Raw genomic sequence first — 19,751 nt, 5'->3', positions numbered from 1 at the left:
TCTTCAGTTTAATCTCTGTTTTTGCTGCTTTCGCAGCATGTCGCTCACTCAAAATACTGACCGCTACTCATTGCTGAGCAACGTATTTCTTTTGTGTGAACATTTGATAATTTAAGCATTCAGCACCCAAAAGGGTGCTGGCACCTCATCAAACGCCCACACTTATCGACTGTTGATTGTTAAAGAACTTGGTATTCGGTACTGCCTTGCTGCATCTGCGAATCGTTTTGTTCGTCAGCAGCAGAGGAGCGAGAGTATGCAGCACATCGTTTAACTCGTCAACCCCTCTTTTTCCGCAGCACACTCGACGTAATCGATCTGACAAGCTTAACTAGTTGATTCAGTTAAACTTTTTGTGCGCTGCAGAAGCAGGACGCGAACTATAGCAAAACCCCGGGCTCCTGCGCAAGACTTGTTTTGCGTGCACAAAAAGCTGGCATCCCGCTTGCTTAGTACGTATTGCATAAAACAAAGCACCTCGCAGACGGAACATATGGACGCATTCGATTGTTCCGTTCTGGTACAGGTGCTACATTAGTGAACAGTCGATTCCCAGCACAGAGCCGCCGTCCAGGGCCAAACAGGAGACATGGAATGACTTACCAGCACGCAGCGGGCCTGCTCGTCCCTGGCGTACCCGGCGACGACCTGGCCTCCATGATCGCCATCTCGCACCAGCGTTCGGAACAATTCGGCCTGTGCCCCGATTCGCGGCCCGACTTCAACCCCATGTCCGGCGCCGACCTGTCGCACTTGGTCGAACAGAATCGCCTCCTGTACAGCCATGCGGTACCCGCGATGGAAACGCTGTACCAGCAGATCGCCAACACGCACAATATGGTCCTGTTGACGGACGCCCAGGGCGTGATCGTGCATTCGCTGGGCGATGCCGACTTCCTGGAAAAGGCCAACCGCGTCGCGTTGACGCCGGGCGTGGCATGGTCCGAAGAGAGCAAGGGGACCAACGCGATCGGCACCGCCATCGCCGAACGGGCGCCGACGACGGTCCACGCCGACCAGCACTTCCTCTCGGCGAACCACTTCCTGACCTGCTCCGCGGCGCCGATCACGGACCATCGCGGCAACGTGGTCGGCGTGCTGGACGTCAGCGGCGACCGCCGCAGCTTCCACAAGCACACGATGGCCCTCGTGCGCATGTCGGCGCTGATGATCGAGAACCAGATGTTCGCAGCGACGTTCGAGAACGCGATCACGCTGCACTTCCACACGCGGCCGGAATTCATCGGCACGCTGATGGAAGGGATCGCGTCGTTCAGCCCGGGCGGCCGCTTCCTCGCCGCCAACCGCAACGGCCTGTTCCAGCTCGGCCTCTCGTATCCCGCGCTGCAGGCCCATACGTTCAGCTCCCTGTTCGGCCTCCCCGTCTCGGCGCTTTACGATCACTACCGCACGGCGGCGCCCGGCCTCCTCGACCTGTGCATGCACAACGGCGTGCGCGTATGCGGCCGCGCGGAGCTGCGCCTGACGAACGGCGTCCACGTGCTCACCGGCGCGTTCGACGATGCGCCGCAAGCCGCCGCCCTCCCCCAGCCTGCGGCCAAGGCCGCGACGCGGCGCCTGTCCGGCCTGCGCTACCTGAACACGGGCGATCCGCAGCTCGAACAGGTCATCGACAAGGTCAACCGCGTGCTCGGACGCGACGTGCCGATCCTGATCATGGGCGAGACAGGCACCGGCAAGGAACTGCTCGCCCAGGCCATCCACAACGATTCGCCGCGCGCGCAAGGGCCGTTCGTGGCCGTCAATTGCGCGTCGATCCCCGAGACGCTGATCGAATCGGAGCTGTTCGGTTATGAAGACGGCGCGTTCACCGGCGCGCGCAAGAAGGGCGCCGTCGGCCGGATCCTGCAGGCGAACGGCGGCACGCTGTTCCTCGACGAGATCGGCGACATGCCCTACCCCCTGCAGGCGCGCCTGCTGCGCGTGCTGCAGGAACGGATGGTCACGCCGCTCGGCAGCGGCAAATCGATCCCCGTCAACGTGGAACTGATTTGCGCGACGAACCACAACCTGCGCCGGCGCATCGCCGAGGGCCTGTTCCGCGAAGACCTCTACTACCGGCTGAACGGCCTCGTGGTCAAACTACCGCCGCTGCGCGAGCGCACCGACCTCGAAACGGTGGTCAGGAAAATCCTCGCCTCCGAAACGGACGCCTGCGGCAACAGCCGCCATACGATCTCCGACGAGGTGCTGCGGCTGTTCCGGCGCCACAAATGGCCAGGCAACTTTCGCCAGTTGACGAACCTCCTGCGCACGGCCGCGATCATGGCCGGCGAAGACGAGGAAATCGGCCTGCGCCACATGCCCGACGACTTCCTCGACGATATCGCGGAGGCGCCCGCCGCCCCCACGACCGCGACCGAACCCGCGGCCGCACCGGCCGCACCGGCCGCACAGCAGGTGATCGCGGCCGGCGCCAACCTCGAAGAGATGGAACTGGCCGCGATCGTCAGGTCGCTCGAGGCGAACGGCGGCAACGTCTCGGCCACGGCGCGCGCGCTGGGCGTCTCGCGCAACACCATTTATCGCAAGCTGCCGCACCTGAAATAACCTCCGTCCTCACGCCGCCGGAAAGCCGGACGACTTCCAGCGCGCGCCATCCTTGCCGATCGTGAGCAGATCCACGCCCGGCAGGTGCGCCGCCAGCGCGTGAGAACGGCGCGCGCCCATCACCATGAACGCGGTCGACAACCCATCCGCTTCGAGGCCCGTCGGTGCCAGCACCGTGACGCTCGCGAGCTCCGTCGGCGAATCGCCGCTGGCGGGATCGAAGATGTGGTGATGGCGCAGGTCGGACGTGAACGCGGACGCGTAATCGCCCGACGTGGCGACGCAGCGGCCGTCCAGCACGACGCTCGCCGCCAGCGCATCCTCGTGGCGCGGGTCGCGGATGCCCAGGCGCCAGCGCCGCCCGTCCGTCCGCCCCAGCGCGCCGTATTCGCCCGTGTCGACGAGCGCATGGCGGATGCCGTGCCGGCGCAACGCCGCCAGCGCCAGGTCCGTCGCATACCCCTGCGCCAGGCCGTTCAACGTGATCGCCATGCCCGGACGCGCCAGCACGACGCGCTCCGGTCCCGCCTGCACCTGCGTCCAGCCGACGAGACGCTGCGCGCGCATGCGCTCGGATTCGGGCGGCACGCCGTGCGCCGCGTCGAACGCGCGCCACAACGGCTGCACGGTGACGTCGAACGCGCCCTGCGTCAGGCGCGACAGCGTACGCGCATGCTCCAGCACCGTCAGCAGATGCCGGTCCGGCCCGTGCAGCACCTTGTCGCGGTTCAGCCGGAACACCTGGCTCGGCGGCTGGTGGAGGCTCATCAGGGCGTCGACGCGGCGCGCCTCGCCCAGCGCGGCGGCGATGGCCTGCTGCGCGGTTTCCGGGTCCGCATGGCGCACGGCGATGCTGATCGTCGTACCGAATGCGAGCGCGGCGCCGCTGTGCAGCGGCAGTTGGTCGGCTTCGGCCGCGTCCACCGCGGCGCCGGCCATGCCGCCCAACGTGGCGGCGATGAAGGTCCTTCTGTGCATCATGCTCTCCTGTCGACGATGCCCGATACCGGCACGATCGGAATCGACCGCGCCCGCTTGCGTTCCAGTATCCGCGGCGCGCATTGCGCGTCGCTTGCGTGGATAACGACACATTCCATACATTGAAAACACTCCTCGTAGTCGACCGCGCCGCCGGGCGCGATCGCGTTGTAGCCGCAGCGGTGGCGGCAGGTCTGGCACGGCGTACCGCATTCGGCGCGGCGCGGGATCCAGTCGAGCAGGCGCACGCGGCCCAGCAACGCCAGCGCGGCACCCAGCGGACACAGATAGCGGCAGAACGCCTTGTTGACGACCATCGCAAGCAGCAGCCAACCGACGGCATACGCGACGAACGGCCAGGCCCGCACGAAGGTCAAGGTGATCGCCGTCTTGAACGGCTCCAGTTCGACGAGCCTGTCGGCCCACGCCGGCGCCCACACGGCCGCCAGCACGATCGCCGCCAGCACGCCAAACTTCACGCGCTTGAGGCGCGCGTCGAGCACGCGCCGCACGGCCAGTTGCGGCAATCGGAAGGCTTGTCCGGCGAGTCCGGCGAATTCCTGCAGCGCGCCGAAGGGGCACAGCCAGCCGCAGAACGTGCCGCGTCCCCACATCACCAGCGAGACCAGCACGAACGCCCACGACGCGACCGTCATCGGATCGAACAGCAGGTAATCCAGGCCGCGTCCCGCGCGCAGCGCCTGCACGATGCCGGTGATGTTGACGATGGAAAGCTGGGCCTGCGCCGCGTAGCCGATGAAGCCGACCGTGAACAGCAGCCATGCGCGGCGCAGCCAGGCGAAGCGGCGCGCGTGCGCCACGAGCCGGCGCTGCTGCCACAGCGCGGCGCCGAGCATCGCCAGCGCCACGCCCAGCACGATCAACGGTCCGCGCCGCGCCTTCCAGCTGGCCTGCCACGCAGGCGCGTCCGCATCCGGCGCCGTGTAGTACGCGGCCGGCAGGCGATAGCCGAACGCGATCTCGCGCGTGATGCGCTCGGGGTAGACGATGCCCTTGCTGCGCGTGACCGGCAGCGCCAGGTCGAGCGCGCGCGCCGGATCGAGGCCGGCCTGGCCGATCACACGCAACAGCAGCATCTCGCCGGCAGGCAGATCGACGCCGTCGGCCAGCCGCGGCTCGATGTCGAGGTCGCGCATCTCGACCGGCAACCGGTCCTGGCGCAAGACGATGCCGCGCGGGACGCTGGCGCGCACGAAGTCGTCGCCCGTGACCGTGTGGCGGCCGGCCGTCATCACGAGCAGCGCGTGGTCGCCCGACTCCAGGCGCGCCCTGCAGCCGCTGCCACGTGCGCGGCGCCAGCAGGTTGCGGCCGACCGCCGGCACCGAGGCCCAGGCGACCCAGACGTCGATGAAGACGTCGCCCGGCGCCGCCAGCGCCTGCGCATCCAGCCCGGCGCCAGCGCTGCCCGCGAACAGCCGCTCGACGTCGGCATTCGATACGCGCACGTGGCGCACGAGGCCAGCATCCAGCAAGGCCGCCAGCGGCATCGGCGTGAACCGGTCGCGGCGAATGCGGCCGATGCGGCCCGGGTCGCGGCCCTGGGCGAAGCCGAGTTTGGCGCGCGCCACCTTCAGCGCGGCGGACAGCACGCTCTGGTTGATGATGCGGACCGACGCCGTCGCCTTGGACACGCCGTCCAGCTGCCCCGACCCGCCGACCGTGATCCCCTGCGCCAGCGACCGGCCGCGGTACTGGCGCAGGAACGCGCGCAGCGGCGCCTCGCCCAGGCCTTCCATGAATACGGGTTCGTGTTGCGACAGCACGGCGACGTCGAGGAAGGTCCCCTTCGGGTCGATCACGACGAGCAGGTTCGGCGGCACGCCGGCGAAGCCCGGCACGGGCGCCAGGTCGGCCGATTCGAACGCGTAGCCCACCAGCTCCGTCGCGGTGCCGTTCTGCTTGAACAGCGGCCAGGCCGGGAGGTCGGCCGCCTTTGCGCCGACCGTCAGCGGCGCCGGGAAGCGCCGCGCGAGCTCCGCCTGCGTCAGCGTGCCGGCATGCGCGGACGCGGACGCGGACATATGGACCAGTATCCAGCAGATGAAGAGGCGGAGCGGGCGCATGGCCGTCGTCAGAAGAAAACGATGCCGCCGACCGAACCGCCGTTCATGCGCGCGGTGGCGCCGCCAAAGCCTTTCGAACGGGTCTGCCCGATCTCGGCCACCAGCGTGATCGCGCTGTTCAGCGCATAGTAGGCGCCCGCGGTCAGGTTGGCGTTCGACTTCAGGCCGCCCGTGCCGGCGGTATTGTCGTCATTGGCGCTGCGGCCCCACGACAGTCCCAGCTTGAGCGCGTCGCTCGTCTTGAAGGTTCCCTGCACGAGGAAGTTCTTCGAACGGACGTCGCCCTGGTCGGCGTCGGACAGGATGCCCAGCGCGCGTCCCGTCTGCGCATTGACCAGCAGGCCGGCCGCGCCGAGCTGGCACGATGCGCCGGCTTCGAAGCCGTGCATCGTCAGGTCGTCGACGCCGGCCGCCTGCGATTCGAAGCGCTGCGACTTCGCGCCGAGCCACGCCTTGAAGCCGTCGTGCTCGACGCTCAGGCGCGCCTGCACCTGGGGACTCGATCGGGTCGCGTAGCGCGGACCGGCAATCACGGGCGTGTCGGACACGGGACTCATCACGCCCACGTCGAACCCGATGCCGGATGCGTTCTTCGGCGCGCTGTAGACGATCTGGCCGTACGTCCCCAGGTAGCTGTAGCCCGCGCCGATGTGGCCCAGGGTCACGCGTCCGCGCTGCGTGGCCTGCACCGGTGCGCCGGCGCCGACGAGCGTCATGTCGCCCAGGATCGCGTTGGCGCCGAAGATGCCGTAGTCGCGGCCCAGCTTGACGGTGCCGAGATCGGCGCGGCCGAACGTGAAAAACGCCTGGCGCACGTCGACCGTGCTGTTCTGCGCGATCGCGCTGTCGGTGGCCGTGGCCGCGTAGATGCCGATCTTGGCCGTGACGTCGTAACCGCCCTGCGTCGACGCTACCGACGTCACGAGGCCGCTGGGCAGCAGGCCGTTGCCGATGGTGGTGCGGTGGTCTTCGCCGCCGCAGCCGAGCGCCTTCCCGGCCAGCGCCAGGCCGCCGACGGCGTCGCCGCTGCACGAGACGGCCGTGTAATAGGCGTTGACGATGCCGCCGACGTTGACCGTCCAGTCGCCGGCCTTCAGGTCGACCGCGCACGCCTGCTGCGCGCATGCGGTCATCGCCGCCAGGACGGTGAATAGCTGAACCTTCTTCATTTGTCTCCTCGCTTTCTTGTTCGTTGTGGTGGGCACATCGATTCGATGTACCCACAGTGATGGCAAGTTGCGTGCCCGGTCGTGCGCACGGGGAAAGCGGGGAGCGGCGGCGTTCTTGCTGTGACGAATCGGATCAGGTGTTCCAGTTTTGACCGTTCGAAACAAAACAAGATAAATGATATAAATAAAAAAACGGCGGCCGAAGCCGCCGCAAAACAGGGTCTTGACGCCGGCTGCCGCCGCGGCCGATGCATAACCCTCCCTGACCACACACATTACATCGTCAAATCCTCAGATCTTCGTGGCGAGCTTGAACACCCACACGGAGCCGCCCTGTTCGAGGAAGTTGACCTTCTTCGCGACCTCGCCGCCCCACAGCGGCACGGCGCCGCCCCAGCCCGACACGACGGCCACGTATTGCGTGCCGCCGTCTTCCCACGTCACCGGCGGCGCGACGACGCCGGAACCCGTCTGGAACTTCCACAACTCCTTGCCGGACCTGGCGTCGACGGCCTTCAGGTAACCTTCCGGCGTGCCGTAGAAGACGAGGCCACCGGCCGTCGTCATCACGCCGCCCCACAGCGGTGCCGTGTTCTTGTCTTCCCAGACGATCTTGCCGGTCTTCGGATCGATGGCGCGCAGCGCGCCGATGTAGTCCTCGTTCAGCGGCTTGATCGTGAAGCCCGCGCCAAGGTAAGCGCCACCCTTCTTGTACGTGATCGGCTCATTCCAGATCTCCATGCCCCACTCGTTGGCCGGCACGTAGAACAGGCCGGTCTGCGGGCTGTACGCCATCGGCATCTGATTCTTCGCGCCCAGGAAGGCCGGCGCGGAGAAGACTGTCGAGCCCTTCTTGCCGTCACCCGTCGTCGGATCGCCGGGACGGTTGGCGGCGATGAAGTTCGGGCGGCCCGTTTTCAGATCGATGCCGCTCGCCCACGTGATCTTGCGCACGAACGGGAAGGCGTTCTGCAAATGGCCCGTCTTCGCGTCGATCACGTAGAAGAAGCCGTTGCGGTCGGCCTTGCCGCCGTAGCGCTTGCCGTTCATGTCGAACGTGACGAATTCGTTGGCGCCGTCGAAGTCCCAGGAATCGTTCGGCGTGTTCTGGTACGCCCACTTGATCTGGCCCGTCTCCGGGTCGAGCGCGATGGTCGACGACGAATACAGGTTGTCGCCCGGACGCAGGTGGCTGTTCCACGGCGCCGGGTTGCCGGTGCCGAAGTAGGCAAGACCCGTGGCCGGATCGTACGTGCCGCCCATCCAGGTCGATGCGCCGCCCGTCTTCCACAACTCGCCCGGCCAGCTCTTGTTGACGGTGCCGGTGATGCCGTTCTCGATGGCCTTGCCGTCCTTGTCGTAGCGGTACCCCATGTGCCCTTCGACGGTCGGACGCGTCCACAGCAGATCGCCCGTCAGCGGATTGCGGCCTTCCACGCGGCCGACGATGCCGAATTCGCCGCCCGACACGCCCGTGATCAGGACGCCCTTGGCGATCAGCGGCGCGGCCGTCATCGAATAACCGGCCGCGTAGTCGTCGACCTTTTCCTTCCACGCGATCTTGCCGGTGTTCTGGTCGAGGGCGACCAGTTGCGCATCCAGCGTACCGAAGATGACGAGATTGCCGTACAGCGCGGCACCGCGGTTGACGACGTCGCAGCACGGCATGATCGCTTCCGGCAGGCGGTGCTCGTACTTCCACAGCTTGTTGCCCGTCTTGAGGTCGATCGCGAAGATGCGCGAATACGACGCGGTCACGAACATCTTGCCGTTGGCGATGACGGGCTGCGATTCCTGGCCCCGCTGCTTCTCGCCGCCGAACGAGAACGACCATGCGGGCACGAGCTGGCCGACGGTCTTCGTGTTGATCTGGGTGAGCGTCGAAAAACGCTGGCCCTGCGAGCCCATGCCGAAGGACAGCACGTTCTTCGTGTCCTTCGATGCATTCTCGAGCATCGCGTTGGTGATGTCGGCCGCCTGGGCGAGGAACGCCAGGGGGGCGAGTCCTGCGAGCAGGATGGTCATACGCTTTCTCATTTCTGTCTCCTTATTGTCGTTGTAGGGTGGGCACCCCGTGCCCACGCGTTGCGCTCAAGGTCCAGGCACCCGGGTGCGCAGCTGGCAACACTCCTCGTCCGTGAACAGGCGCGAGCGCGTGAGGAAGCGCCGGCCCGTGCCGTTATCGAGCGAGAACATGCCGCCATTGCCGTCCACGACGTCGATGATCAACTGGGTGTGTTCCCAGTAGCCGAACTGCTCCAGCCCGATGTAGAACGGCGCCCCATCCAGGTTGCCCAGATAGACGTCGGTGTCGGAGAGGTCGAATTCCCCGGCGGCGTAGCACATCGGCGTGCTGCCGTCGCAGCAGCCGCCGGACTGGAAGAACATCACCGGCCCGTGGTGCCGCCGCAGCTCGCCGATGAAGGCCAGCGCGGCGGGGGTCGCGGTCACACGTTCGATATTGGATGTCATGGCGCTGGCGGGGCAAATCAGAAGAAGCCCAGCGCTTTCGGGCTGTAGCTCACCAGCAGGTTCTTGGTCTGCTGGTAGTGGTCGAGCATCATCTTGTGATTCTCGCGGCCGATGCCCGACTGCTTGTAGCCGCCGAACGCTGCGTGGGCCGGGTACAGGTGATAGCAATTGGTCCACACGCGGCCCGCCTGGATCGCGCGGCCGACGCGGAAGGCGCGGCTGCCGTCGCGCGTCCACAGGCCGGCGCCCAGGCCGTACAGCGTATCGTTGGCGATGCGCAGCGCGTCCGCCTCGTCCTTGAACGTCGTCACCGACACGACCGGGCCGAAGATCTCTTCCTGGAAGATGCGCATGCTGTTGTCGCCCTTGAACACGGTCGGACGCACGTAGTAGCCGCCGGAGAGATCCCCGTCGTGCCTGGCCTGCTCGCCGCCGGCCAGCAGCTGCGCGCCTTCCTGGCGGCCGATGTCGAGGTAGGACAGGATCTTTTCCAGTTGCTCCTTCGACGCCTGGGCGCCGATCATCGTGCCCTCGTCGAGCGGGTTGCCAGCCTTGATCTGCGCCACGCGCGCCAGCGCGCGTTCGATGAATTTTTCGTAGATCGATTCCTGGATCAGCACGCGCGACGGGCAGGTGCACACCTCGCCCTGGTTCAGCGCGAACATCGCGAAGCCTTCCAGGCATTTGTCGAAGAAGTCGTCGTCCGCGTCCATCACGTCGGCGAAGAAGATGTTGGGCGACTTGCCGCCCAATTCCAGCGTCACCGGAATCAGGTTCTGCGCGGCGTACTGCATGATCAGGCGGCCGGTGCCCGTCTCGCCCGTGAAGGCGATCTTGGCGATGCGCTTGCTCGACGCGAGCGGCTTGCCCGCTTCCAGGCCGAAGCCGTTGACGACGTTGAGGACGCCCGCCGGCAGCAGGTCGGAAATCAGTTCGACCAGCACCATGATCGACGCCGGGGTCTGCTCGGCCGGTTTCAGCACGACGCAGTTGCCGGCTGCCAGCGCGGGGGCCAGCTTCCACACGGCCATCAGGATCGGGAAGTTCCACGGGATGATCTGGCCGACGACGCCCAGCGGTTCGTGGAAGTGGTAGGCGTAGGTCTGGTCGTCGATGGTCGAGATGGCGCCTTCCTGCGTGCGGATGCAGCTGGCGAAGTAGCGGAAGTGGTCGATCGCGAGCGGGATATCGGCCGCCATCGTTTCGCGGATCGGCTTGCCGTTGTCGATCGTCTCGGCCGTCGCCAGCAACCGCAGGTTCTGCTCCATGCGGTCGGCGATGCGGTTCAGGATGTTGGCGCGGTCGGCCGGCGATGTCCTGGCCCATGCATCCCTGGCGGCGTGGGCGGCGTCCAGCGCCAGCTCGACATCTTCCGCCGTCGAACGCGCGATTTCGCAGAATGGCTGGCCGCTGATCGGCGTGACGTTGGCGAAGTACTCGCCCTTGGTCGGCGCGACGAAGCGTCCGCCGATGTAGTTGTCGTAGCGTTGGCGGAACGGATTGGCGACGCCGAGTTTGCTGATGTCCGCGAGATTCATGTCATCCTCTTTCACTATGAGTTGGAATTCGCCGTTGCCGGCGCTGGGTATTCGTTCGGTACATCCCTTCTTTCGCAAACCCCGTGCCAGCCCGCTTTCGCCTGTTTTTGCCGTGCCGGACCGCCTGATGCCGGCCGTTTCTGGTACAGGTGTCCCAAACTTGAACAGGTCAGCGGATCACCACGCCCCACGGCAGCCGGCCCACCGCGATGTCGCCCGTCTTGCTGCCCGCCGCCGTATCGATCACGGACACGCTGTCCGAGCGCCCGTTCGCCACGTACAGCCGGCTGCCGTCGGGCGTGAGCGCCATGTTCCACGGCCGTTTGCCGACCGCGATCGTGGCGTCCACCACGTTGCGGGCGGCGTCGATGCGCATCACGCTGCCGTCCGCGCCGTTCGACACGAACACCGTCCTGCCATCGGGCGCGACGACGATGCCGGCCGGGTTCTTCCCCGCCGGGATTGTCGCGATGCTGCGCCGGGTTTCGAGGTCCAGCACGTACACGGCGCCGGCCAGCTCGCACGCCACATAGGCGCGCGCGCCGTCCGGACTGAAGCCGATGCCGCGCGGGCGCAGGCCCACGACGATCGCCCCCACCTGGCGCCGCGCGGCCACGTCGATCACGTCGACCTGCTCCGCGTTCTCGGCCGAGACGAGCAGCCAGCGTCCGTCGGGGCTGAACACGGCGTGCTCGGGATTCTTGCCCTGGACCGGGATGTCGGCGACGACCGTGCGCGCGGCCGCGTCGATGAGCGCCACGCTGTTGGTGTCCTCCACTGCGACGGCGACCCAGCGCCCGTCGCCCGATGCGTTCACGCCTTCGGGCGAGCTGCCGACGGGGATCGTGGCAAGCAGGGCGCCGCTGGCCGCGTCCAGCACGAGCAGCGCATTGGCCGCGGCGTCCGTCACGTACAGCCGCGTGCCGCGCGGGTCGGCGGCGATGCCGCGCGGGCGCTTGCCGGCCGCGATCTCGCGCACGGCCGCGTTGCTGGCCGTGTCGATGACGCTGACGCTGCCGGATTTTTCGTTGGGGACGTAGGCGAACGGCGCGGCCTGCGCGGCGCCGCAGCCGAACGCCAGCAGGACGAACGAGAAACGGATGAGCGACATGATGATCCTTTCAGGTGTGGATGCGATACCGTCGGGATTGCAAGCGCCATGCCATGCGGGCAGCAGGTTTCCGGCTTGGCAGGTATATTGCTTGCCGTGATAGTCGGCGCCCGCATGACAGGGCGGACTATTCGACACGGAGACAAGATGGAATCACGTTTGAACTTTGTTGCGGCGCTGTTCGCGGCCGCCCCGCTGGCCTGCGCCGCCGCGCCCGACGGACCCGATGCACCCGATGCGCCGCTGAACGTGGTCGTCGTCAGCGCCACGCGCGCCGAACACACGAGCTTCGACCTGCCGGCCGCCATCGACGTCGTCGACGCTGACCGCATCGGCGCCGCCCAGCCGCGCGTGAACGCGTCCGAGGCGCTGGCCGCCGTGCCTGGACTGGTCGTGCAGAACCGCCAGAACTATGCGCAGGATCTGCAGATTTCCTCGCGCGGCTTCGGCGCCCGTTCTGCGTTCGGCGTGCGCGGCGTGCGCCTGATCGCGGACGGCGTGCCGGCCACCATGCCGGACGGCCAGGGCCAGGCCGCGACGTTCGACCTCGACATGGCCGAACGCATCGAGGTCTTGCGCGGCCCCTTCTCCGCCCTGTACGGCAACCACGCGGGCGGCGTCATTCAACTGTTCACGCGCGATCCGCACGGCGCACCGTTTGTCGAAACGAACGTCGCCGCCGGCAGCGACGGCATGCGCAAGACGGACGTCAACGCGGGCGGCAAGCAGGGCGCCTTCGGCTGGCTGCTGGACGGCTCGCGCTTCGAGACGGACGGCTACCGCGCCCACAGCGCCGCCACGCGCGACCAGGCCTATGCCAAGCTGACGTTCGACACGTCGGCCACGGGCAAGCTGACGGTGACGGGGAGCAGCCTGCGCCAGGACGACACGCAGGATCCGCTCGGCGTGACGTGGGCCACGTTCCAGCGCGACCCGCGCGCGGGCGAGATCGACGCAACGGACGCGCAGACGCCCAAACGCACCCTGGCCGACCGCTACGACACGCGCAAGAGCATCCACCACCAGCAGGTCGGCCTGTCGTGGGATGAAAAATTCGGCACCGACCGCCTGCACGTGACGGTCTACGGCGGCAACCGCAGCGTGATCCAGTACCAGTCCTTTTCGAAAGCGTTCCAGGCGCCGGCCAGCCATTCGGGCGGCGTGGTCGATTTCGACCGCGACTTCTACGGCGTCGACGCGAACTGGCTGATGGTGCGCCCGCTCGGCGACGGACTGCTGCGCACGACCCTCGGCCTGGAAGCGGGCAAATCGAACGATGCGCGCAAGGGTTACGAGAACTACGTCGGCACGACGTTCGGCGTGAAGGGCCGCCTGCGCCGCGACGAAGACGACGACGTGCGCAACGTCGATCCTTACCTGCAGCTGGAGTGGGAGCGCGGACCGTGGGTGTTCACGGGCGGCCTGCGCCACAGCCGCGTAAGCTTCGACGTCGCCGACCACTATCTCTCGAACGGCAACGACGGCGGCAGCGTCGACTATCGCCACACGACACCGCTGCTGGGCGCCCTGTACAAGGTCACGCCGACATTGAACGTCTACGCCAGCGCGGCGCGCGGCTTCGAGACGCCGACGCTCAACGAAGTGTTCTACTCGGGCACGGGCGGCGGCTTCAACTACCACCTGGGCGCGGCGACGAGCACGCAACTCGAAGCCGGCGCCAAGGCCCTCGTCGGCCGGGACGTGCGCGTGAACGCCGCGCTGTTCCAGGTGCGCACGCAGGACGAGCTGGTCGTCGACAGTTCCAGCGGCGGCCGCACCAGCTACCGCAACGCGAGCGCCACGTTGCGCCAGGGCCTGGAACTGTCGCTCGACGCCGACCTGCGCGCGGGCTTTTCCGCGCGCGTGGCGGCCACGCTGCTGCGCGCGATCTACGACGAGGCGTTCACCGGCGTCGCCGAGGGCAACCGCCTGCCGGGCGTACCGCGAACGAGCCTGTTCGGCGAGCTGGCGTGGAAGGATGCGGACGGCCGCCTGCAGGCGGCGCTGGAGACGGTCGCCGGCGGCAAGGTGTATCCGGACGATGCCAACGCCGCGATCCCAGCGCCGGGCTATGCGATCGTCAACGCGCGCGTGCAGGCCAGGCAGGCGCTGGGCGCGTGGCACGTGCGCGAGTACGCACGCGTGAACAACGTGTTCGACCGCACGTACGTCGGCTCGGTCATCGTCGGCGACAGCAACAAGCGCTATTATGAGCCGGCGCCGGGACGCAACTGGGTGCTGGGCGCCAGCGTCCAGTATCAGTTCTAGTTTTGAATACGCGATACGCATAGCGTCTATGCAGGCAGGCATATGACCGGCGTGCACGATGCCTGCTACGCTGGCGTGATGGACAGACTCGCGACGGCCGGCCGCACCGCATGCGGCCACCCCTCCCCCACCGAATGGCAAACCCGCATCGACCTCGCCGCGTGCTACCGCTTATGCGCGCTGTACGGCTGGGACGACGGCATCTACACCCATATCTCGGCCGCCGTGCCGGACGAACCGGGCCACTACCTGATCAACGCATTCGGCATGCGCTTCGATGAAGTGGCGGTGTCGAACCTGGTCAAGGTGGACAGCGACGGCAACGTCGTCGGACCGCTCGCCGCCCCGGTGAACCAGTCCGGCTTCCGCCTGCACGCGGCCGTGCACGAGGCGCGGCCGGACGCGGCCTGCGTCATGCACCTGCATAACCTGGCCGGCATCGCCGTCGGCATGCAGGAAAGCGGCCTGCTGCCGCTGTCGCCGTACGCGCTGCGCTTTTACGGCGAGCTCGCGTATCACGACTACGAAGGCATCGCGATGACGCCGGACGAGCAGGCGCGCCTCGTGCACGACCTGGGCGCCCGGCCCGCAATGCTGCTGCGGAACCACGGCAGCCTGACCGTGGGGCGCACGATCCCGGAAGCGTTCGTGCTGATGGAAACGCTGGACCGCGCCTGCGACGTGCAGTTGCGCGCGCAAGCGGCCGGTGTGCCGCTGCGCCAGCCGCCTTCGGCCATGTGCGTGACCGCGCATGCGCAGCTGCGAGGCGATGGCGCGCCCGAAGGCGTGCCCGAATGGCCGGCGCTGCTGCGCCGCCTGGACGCGGCCAGCCCCCGCTACCGTAATTAAAGGAACCCCTATGCCGACCATTAACGTTCAACTGTTCGACGGCCGCACGCCGGAACAAAAGCGCGCCTTCGTCCGGGCCGTCACGGAAGCCGCCGTCAGGACGCTCGAGTGCTCGCCCGAATCCGTCGACATCCTGATCCACGAAATCAAGCGCGAGCACTGGGCCACCGGCGGCAAGCTGTGGTCGGAAGAATAGGCACCTTCCGCATCATGGCTTGACGGCCTGCACGCCGTACTTCGCAAAGATCGTCCGCAACTCGCCATTGGCCACCATGTCGTTCAGCGCGGCCTGCAGCTGGCGCGCGAGGCCGAGATTGTCCTTGCGGACCGCCATGCCGATCGCCCAGCCGCCGCGCGGCAGGCGGTCGAACGGCACGTCCTGCAGCGGGAACGCGGGATCGCCCTTCATCACGGATTCGATCTGCGCGCGCGTGGCCAGCACCGCATCGAGGCCGCCTGCCTTCAGCTGCTCCAGCGCCTCGATCGCGGTCGGGTAGATGTGTACCTGCTCACGGAAGCGTCCCCCGCCCTCGCCCAGCATCACCATGCCGGAGATCGACACCTTCTCGACTCCGATCCGCTTGCCGGCCAGCGCGTCGACGCCATCGAACTGTGGAATGGCCCGCACGCTGCGCACGAGCCGCACGGTCTCCACGTAATACGGCGCGAAGATCTCGACCTGCGGATTCGCATTCATCAGCATGCGGTCGACGGGCACGTGCAGCATCACGTCGGCCGGTCCGTAGCCGAGGTAGTGGCCTTTCCACACCATGTTGCGCAGATCGTCGCCGAGATCGTCGCCGGCATTGAACGGCAACAGCGCCAGCTTCAATCCGAGCTTGCCGGCCAGCGCGGCGCCGAGGTCGGCGTCGATGCCCTGGCCGTGGTCGGAGAACGGCGCGAGGTCGTTGTAGACGGCCACTTTGAGGATGCCCGGTTCGCGCAGCACAGGTGCATCCGCGGCGAGGACGGCACCGGGTGCGGCGATGCCCGCACCCAGCAACAGGCCGGCCGCGAGCACGCGGCGGCGCGATGGCGATAGCGGGGTGGACATGGCCGCCTCAATCCGCGGCGCGGCGCGATTCGAGGTAGGTCTTGATGGCCCACATCGCTTCCTGATTGAACACGCCCTCGAACGGCGGCATGTAGACGGCGCCGTTGCGCACCTTGCCGTGGCGGATGCTGGTCAGGAAGTACTTGTCGGTCTCCTTGTAGCAGGCCTGCTTCTTGGTCTCGTTCTTGATGCCGGTGCAGTCGCGATCGAGCAGGCGCAGATCGGGCGCGATCCCGCCGGATTCCGCTTCCAGGCCGTGGCAGCGCGCGCAATTCTGGTTGTAGGCGGACGAGCCGATCTTGAGTGCGAGCTTGTTGGTACGGTACGGATTCTCGTCGCGCCACTTGTCGCCCAGCGTGGGCAGGCCCGTCGTGTCGACGGCTTGCGGGATCACGTTGCCGTGCGCGCTGGCCCAGAGCGAGGTGAGTGCGGCGGCGCCGAGCGCCAGGGCACCGGCGGCGATGCGGATGGTGTGCTTCATGATGTCTCCTGTAGGTTTATCGGTCTATCCCTACATGAGCAATCGGCGTGCCATGCGCGGCAGCCCGTTACGGCGGGGTTTGCGGGCCGCGCCTGTCCCAATTTGCAACAGGTGTCACATGTCCGCGCGCGCCAGCGCCCGCGCCGCCGTTTCCGGATACAGGTGTTCGAGCGTCTCGACGATCACGCGGCCCAGCAGCGCCTGCACGGCCGCCGATGCCGCCGCGGCATCGGGCGCGGCGCGCACGTCCTTCCACAACGGCGCCAGTTCGGCCTCGTGCCGCGCGACACTGCGTTCGACTTCGGCCTGCCAGAACGGCGGCGCCTCGCCTTCGACGAAGTTGCCGCGCCCGCGACCGAAGTGCGCGACGGCCAGGTAGCGCAACACGCTGCCGACGAGGAGCGTGCGCAGGAACGGATCGGCAAACTGCACGGTCGGGCGGTCGCGGTCCGTCGTCGTATTGAAACCCCAGGCGGCGCCGGCCATCGTGAGCGCGCCGACGATCGCGCCGAGCAGCGCGCCGCCGCCAAGCGTGAGGCCGCCGGCCATCAGGTCGGCCGACAGTCCCGTCGCGGCGCCGGAGACGACGGCACCGAGCAGCCCCGCCTGCGCCTTGTCGATGGGCGCGCGCACCGCGAAGTTCTCGCGCACGCGGGCATTGATGCGGCCCGCGTCGCCCGGGTCGAGCCGATGCAGGCGCAGCAGGCCGACTGTCGTGTCGCCGATCCGCCGCTCGAGCCGCTCGACGAGGCCTGCCATCGCGGCATCCTGGCGCTTCTGTTCATCCTTGCCGATGCCGACCGCTTTCAGGGCGGACTTCAGGAAGCCCGCCTTGCCTTCCTGTGCGATTGCCTCGCTGTCGCGCGCGGCGCCGGCCAGCATCTGCGCACCGAGGTCCACGGACGCGCAGAAGCGCTGCCCGTTGCTGGCCTGCCAGGCGGCGAGGAGCCGCGCGTACCCATCGCGCTTGGACGCGTCGATCACCCGCCCGACGCGCTCGTAGAACACGTCCTCGTGCACCCAGCAGCGAGCGAACGCGTCCAGTGCGAGCACGTCGCGCACGATGGAAAACTGGTCGAGATGCGCCTTCCAGCGCGCCTGCTCCGCCTGTTCCTGCTCGTCGGGCCGCGGTGGGCCCAGCTGGTTGAGCAGCACGACGACCGGCTTGCCCAGCCACTCCAGGATCCGCATCTCGGCCGGCAGATAGCCCGCGTCGCGCGGATCTTCCGACGAATTCACCAGGTACAGCACAACGTCGGCCGCATCCTTCGCGGCGCGCAGCGCCTGCTGGCTGAGCCAGAACGGCCGGTCGCGGTAGCGGTCGAATACCTCCCGCAGGAACCAGCCGATCGGATTGCCGGCCGATGCCAACCGCTTGAGCAGGCGGACGGAATCGCCGAAGCCGGGCGTGTCCCACAACAGCAAGCGGTCGCCCGCGCTGCTGGTCTGCAGCGTATGCGCTTCGGCGAACACGGTCACGTGGGCGGCGTCGCGCACCTCGCCCACGTCCATGCCGATGAGCGTGCGCGCCAGGGTCGTCTTGCCGTTGTTCGTGTGCGAGACGAGCGCGAACTGGATGTCGACGGGTTGCTCGCTCATGCCGCACCCGACACGGCGAGCCCGGACCCGAGGTCGAGCGGATGGCGCTCCGGATGGAGGAGGTCGACGACGGTCGCGCGCGTGTGATGGTACTGGCAGAACTCGTGCCACAGCGCGACGCGCTCCACCACGCGGTTGTCGACGGCCCCGCGCCCCACCAGGCCGGATTCGTCGAGCAGCACGGCGATGCCGCGCGGCGTATTGCGCGCCAGGTAGTCGAGGAAGGCGCCGTGGTTCTCGCGTTCCGGCGTCGCCGCGAGATTGAACAGGACGGCCGTGACGGCGACGTCGGCATCGTCCAGGCGCACATCGCGCAGCAGCTCCTTCGGCTCTTCGCCGTACGCGCAGGATGGGCGCAGCATCAACTGCGCCTGCTCGCCGAGGACCATCGCCGCGATGGCCGCCAGGCCTTTATGACGCGCTTCGTCGACCGTGAAGCTGTACGGGATCACGCGCAGCACGGCAGGACCCGACGCGCCGACGCGATCGGCCAGCAATCGATAGTAGGGCTGGCCGAGGTCGAGGGGGAAGCGGTGCGCGAGCCGGCGCGCGCGCAGTGCGGACACGATGGCCAGCGCGAGGCGGGGCAGCACGACGAGCAGGAACAGCGTCGCGGCATACAGGTGTACCCAGCGCGCGCCGCCGGCGGGTGACGGCTCCTGCACGAAATGCAGTGCCTGGACGTCGGCCAGCGAAAAACCCTGCAGCGGGAACACGGCCAGCGCGGGCGCGAACAGGAAGGACAGCAGCGCATGGACCTGATGCGCATCGAGGAAGGTGCTCTCCCACCCGGCCGCGTACTGCGTCAGCACGCCGCGCGCATACAGCGAGGCGATCGCACCGAGCGCGAACGCGGCCGCCGCCAGGTGTATCGTGCGCCCGAGGCGCAGGTGCGTGAGCTTGGCGGTCAGCTGCGCCCAGTCCGTGAAGTATTGCGCGATGCCGGCGGCGAGCGGCGCCGGCAGCTTGCGCGGCAGCGCCGCCTTGCCGACGGACAGACGGCGCAGCAGTCGCGGGCTCGCCCAGCCGGTCCGCTTCGACGGCACGAGGGCCCACACGATCAGGGCGAGATACACGATCAGGTTCCACGCGAGGATCAACAGCAGGGGCGCCGACAGCAGGTCGACACGGTGCGGATTGCCGATGCGGTCGAGTCCCGCGCCGGCCAGGAAACCGACGATGGGCAGCACCACGGCCAGCACGGGCATCACGCTGCGCCGTTGACGGAAGGCGGCAAACGCCGGCGTGCGCTCGGCCAGGCGTTTGAGGATCAGTTCCGCGCGCTGGCCGAGGAAGTGGTCGAGCCTGGGCTCGCTCTTGCCCTCGGCGGCCTGCCAGTGCGCCAGTTCGCGCGCGCTGCGGCTGGCGTACACGCGATCGTCCTCGGAAAGGATCTCGCGCTGGGCGTCGGCGGTTTCGATGGCGCGCATCAGGACGACATCGCGTGCGGTCCGCTCGTTCATAGGCTCCCTGTCTGGTTGAATTAACAAGCTTGCAGGGGCATTGTGCCTGAAAAAGCAAAAAGCCCGCTCAGTATCAACTGAGCGGGCTTCTGCATATAACTAGCCTGACGATA

General features: G+C 67.6%; 15 protein-coding genes. 4 read left to right on the top strand and 11 right to left on the bottom strand.

The features are described 5' to 3' along the window. Window positions 1-657 precede the first annotated feature (657 nt). Entirely contained in the window at window positions 658-2,571 is a 1,914-nt protein-coding gene (locus ASC93_RS28085; RefSeq protein WP_082548397.1) for a sigma-54-dependent Fis family transcriptional regulator, read from the top strand. Between the two features lie 9 nt (window positions 2,572-2,580). On the opposite strand, the gene ASC93_RS28080 is transcribed toward ASC93_RS28085, so the two are convergent. From ASC93_RS28080 to ASC93_RS28050, 7 genes are all read right to left on the bottom strand, one after another. Next, complete coding sequence (locus ASC93_RS28080) at window positions 2,581-3,549, bottom strand: FAD:protein FMN transferase (RefSeq protein WP_056450499.1); 969 nt, start codon at window positions 3,547-3,549, stop codon at window positions 2,581-2,583. Next, a complete protein-coding gene (locus ASC93_RS32460) occupies window positions 3,549-4,802 on the bottom strand; it encodes a 4Fe-4S binding protein (RefSeq protein WP_229412902.1) in 1,254 nt (417 codons plus the stop codon). The genes ASC93_RS28080 and ASC93_RS32460 overlap by 1 nt, the downstream gene beginning before the upstream one ends. 840 nt (window positions 4,803-5,642) lie before the next feature. Beyond that, window positions 5,643-6,803 carry a hypothetical protein gene (locus ASC93_RS28070; RefSeq protein ID WP_056450497.1) on the bottom strand — a complete coding sequence of 387 codons (1,161 nt, stop codon included), beginning with the start codon at window positions 6,801-6,803 and terminating at the stop codon, window positions 5,643-5,645. A 291-nt stretch (window positions 6,804-7,094) separates the two neighbouring features. Continuing rightward, the gene (locus ASC93_RS28065; protein ID WP_267874991.1) at window positions 7,095-8,828 is read right to left on the bottom strand and encodes a PQQ-dependent methanol/ethanol family dehydrogenase; all 1,734 of its coding nucleotides are present in this window, start codon (window positions 8,826-8,828) and stop codon (window positions 7,095-7,097) included. A 66-nt stretch (window positions 8,829-8,894) separates the two neighbouring features. After that, complete coding sequence (locus ASC93_RS28060) at window positions 8,895-9,275, bottom strand: DUF779 domain-containing protein (RefSeq protein ID WP_056450493.1); 381 nt, start codon at window positions 9,273-9,275, stop codon at window positions 8,895-8,897. A 17-nt stretch (window positions 9,276-9,292) separates the two neighbouring features. Further along, a complete protein-coding gene (gene adh, locus ASC93_RS28055; protein ID WP_056450491.1) occupies window positions 9,293-10,813 on the bottom strand; it encodes an aldehyde dehydrogenase in 1,521 nt (506 codons plus the stop codon). Window positions 10,814-10,982: 169 nt separating this feature from the next. Further along, the gene (locus ASC93_RS28050) at window positions 10,983-11,924 is read right to left on the bottom strand and encodes a beta-propeller fold lactonase family protein (RefSeq protein ID WP_056450489.1); all 942 of its coding nucleotides are present in this window, start codon (window positions 11,922-11,924) and stop codon (window positions 10,983-10,985) included. Window positions 11,925-12,071: 147 nt separating this feature from the next. On the opposite strand from ASC93_RS28050, the gene ASC93_RS28045 reads away from it, so the two are divergent. The 3 genes from ASC93_RS28045 to ASC93_RS28035 all read left to right on the top strand — a co-directional run bounded on the left by ASC93_RS28045 (window position 12,072) and on the right by ASC93_RS28035 (window position 15,237). Further along, entirely contained in the window at window positions 12,072-14,192 is a 2,121-nt protein-coding gene (locus ASC93_RS28045) for a TonB-dependent receptor (RefSeq protein ID WP_056450488.1), read from the top strand. A 78-nt stretch (window positions 14,193-14,270) separates the two neighbouring features. Then, a complete protein-coding gene (locus tag ASC93_RS28040; RefSeq protein ID WP_056450503.1) occupies window positions 14,271-15,041 on the top strand; it encodes a class II aldolase/adducin family protein in 771 nt (256 codons plus the stop codon). 10 nt (window positions 15,042-15,051) lie between these two features. Beyond that, window positions 15,052-15,237, top strand: coding sequence for a 4-oxalocrotonate tautomerase (locus ASC93_RS28035; protein ID WP_056450486.1), 186 nt, complete (start codon window positions 15,052-15,054; stop codon window positions 15,235-15,237). A 12-nt stretch (window positions 15,238-15,249) separates the two neighbouring features. On the opposite strand, the gene ASC93_RS28030 is transcribed toward ASC93_RS28035, so the two are convergent. From ASC93_RS28030 to ASC93_RS28015, 4 genes are all read right to left on the bottom strand, one after another. Next, window positions 15,250-16,095: an ABC transporter substrate-binding protein gene (locus ASC93_RS28030; RefSeq protein ID WP_056450484.1), complete on the bottom strand. Its 846-nt coding sequence runs from the start codon at window positions 16,093-16,095 to the stop codon at window positions 15,250-15,252. A gap of 7 nt (window positions 16,096-16,102) precedes the next feature. Next, window positions 16,103-16,576 carry a cytochrome c-550 PedF gene (pedF, locus tag ASC93_RS28025; RefSeq protein WP_056450482.1) on the bottom strand — a complete coding sequence of 158 codons (474 nt, stop codon included), beginning with the start codon at window positions 16,574-16,576 and terminating at the stop codon, window positions 16,103-16,105. Window positions 16,577-16,690: 114 nt separating this feature from the next. Then, a complete protein-coding gene (locus ASC93_RS28020) occupies window positions 16,691-18,175 on the bottom strand; it encodes a GTPase domain-containing protein (protein ID WP_056450480.1) in 1,485 nt (494 codons plus the stop codon). Next, window positions 18,172-19,638 carry a DUF2868 domain-containing protein gene (locus ASC93_RS28015; protein WP_056450478.1) on the bottom strand — a complete coding sequence of 489 codons (1,467 nt, stop codon included), beginning with the start codon at window positions 19,636-19,638 and terminating at the stop codon, window positions 18,172-18,174. The genes ASC93_RS28020 and ASC93_RS28015 overlap by 4 nt, the downstream gene beginning before the upstream one ends. Between the last annotated feature and the right edge of the window lie 113 nt (window positions 19,639-19,751).

This window comes from Massilia sp. Root335 (assembly GCF_001425685.1).
GTDB classification, from domain to species: domain Bacteria; phylum Pseudomonadota; class Gammaproteobacteria; order Burkholderiales; family Burkholderiaceae_D; genus Telluria; species Telluria luteola.
Note: the sequence above shows the minus strand (reverse complement) of the source record. Positions and strands in the feature narration are given on the sequence as shown.

What these genes read in the sequence shown, in the direction of transcription:
- ASC93_RS28085 (WP_082548397.1), top strand. Translation starts at nt 658, where the DNA reads ATGATCGCCATCTCGCACCAGCGTTCGGAACAATTCGGCCTGTGCCCC.
- ASC93_RS28080 (WP_056450499.1), bottom strand. Translation starts at nt 3,549, where the DNA reads ATGCACAGAAGGACCTTCATCGCCGCCACGTTGGGCGGCATGGCCGGC.
- ASC93_RS32460 (WP_229412902.1), bottom strand. Translation starts at nt 4,802, where the DNA reads ATGACGGCCGGCCGCCACACGGTCACGGGCGACGACTTCGTGCGCGCC.
- ASC93_RS28070 (WP_056450497.1), bottom strand. Translation starts at nt 6,803, where the DNA reads ATGAAGAAGGTTCAGCTATTCACCGTCCTGGCGGCGATGACCGCATGC.
- ASC93_RS28065 (WP_267874991.1), bottom strand. Translation starts at nt 8,828, where the DNA reads ATGACCATCCTGCTCGCAGGACTCGCCCCCCTGGCGTTCCTCGCCCAG.
- ASC93_RS28060 (WP_056450493.1), bottom strand. Translation starts at nt 9,275, where the DNA reads ATGACATCCAATATCGAACGTGTGACCGCGACCCCCGCCGCGCTGGCC.
- adh (WP_056450491.1), bottom strand. Translation starts at nt 10,813, where the DNA reads ATGAATCTCGCGGACATCAGCAAACTCGGCGTCGCCAATCCGTTCCGC.
- ASC93_RS28050 (WP_056450489.1), bottom strand. Translation starts at nt 11,924, where the DNA reads ATGTCGCTCATCCGTTTCTCGTTCGTCCTGCTGGCGTTCGGCTGCGGC.
- ASC93_RS28045 (WP_056450488.1), top strand. Translation starts at nt 12,072, where the DNA reads ATGGAATCACGTTTGAACTTTGTTGCGGCGCTGTTCGCGGCCGCCCCG.
- ASC93_RS28040 (WP_056450503.1), top strand. Translation starts at nt 14,271, where the DNA reads ATGGACAGACTCGCGACGGCCGGCCGCACCGCATGCGGCCACCCCTCC.
- ASC93_RS28035 (WP_056450486.1), top strand. Translation starts at nt 15,052, where the DNA reads ATGCCGACCATTAACGTTCAACTGTTCGACGGCCGCACGCCGGAACAA.
- ASC93_RS28030 (WP_056450484.1), bottom strand. Translation starts at nt 16,095, where the DNA reads ATGTCCACCCCGCTATCGCCATCGCGCCGCCGCGTGCTCGCGGCCGGC.
- pedF (WP_056450482.1), bottom strand. Translation starts at nt 16,576, where the DNA reads ATGAAGCACACCATCCGCATCGCCGCCGGTGCCCTGGCGCTCGGCGCC.
- ASC93_RS28020 (WP_056450480.1), bottom strand. Translation starts at nt 18,175, where the DNA reads ATGAGCGAGCAACCCGTCGACATCCAGTTCGCGCTCGTCTCGCACACG.
- ASC93_RS28015 (WP_056450478.1), bottom strand. Translation starts at nt 19,638, where the DNA reads ATGAACGAGCGGACCGCACGCGATGTCGTCCTGATGCGCGCCATCGAA.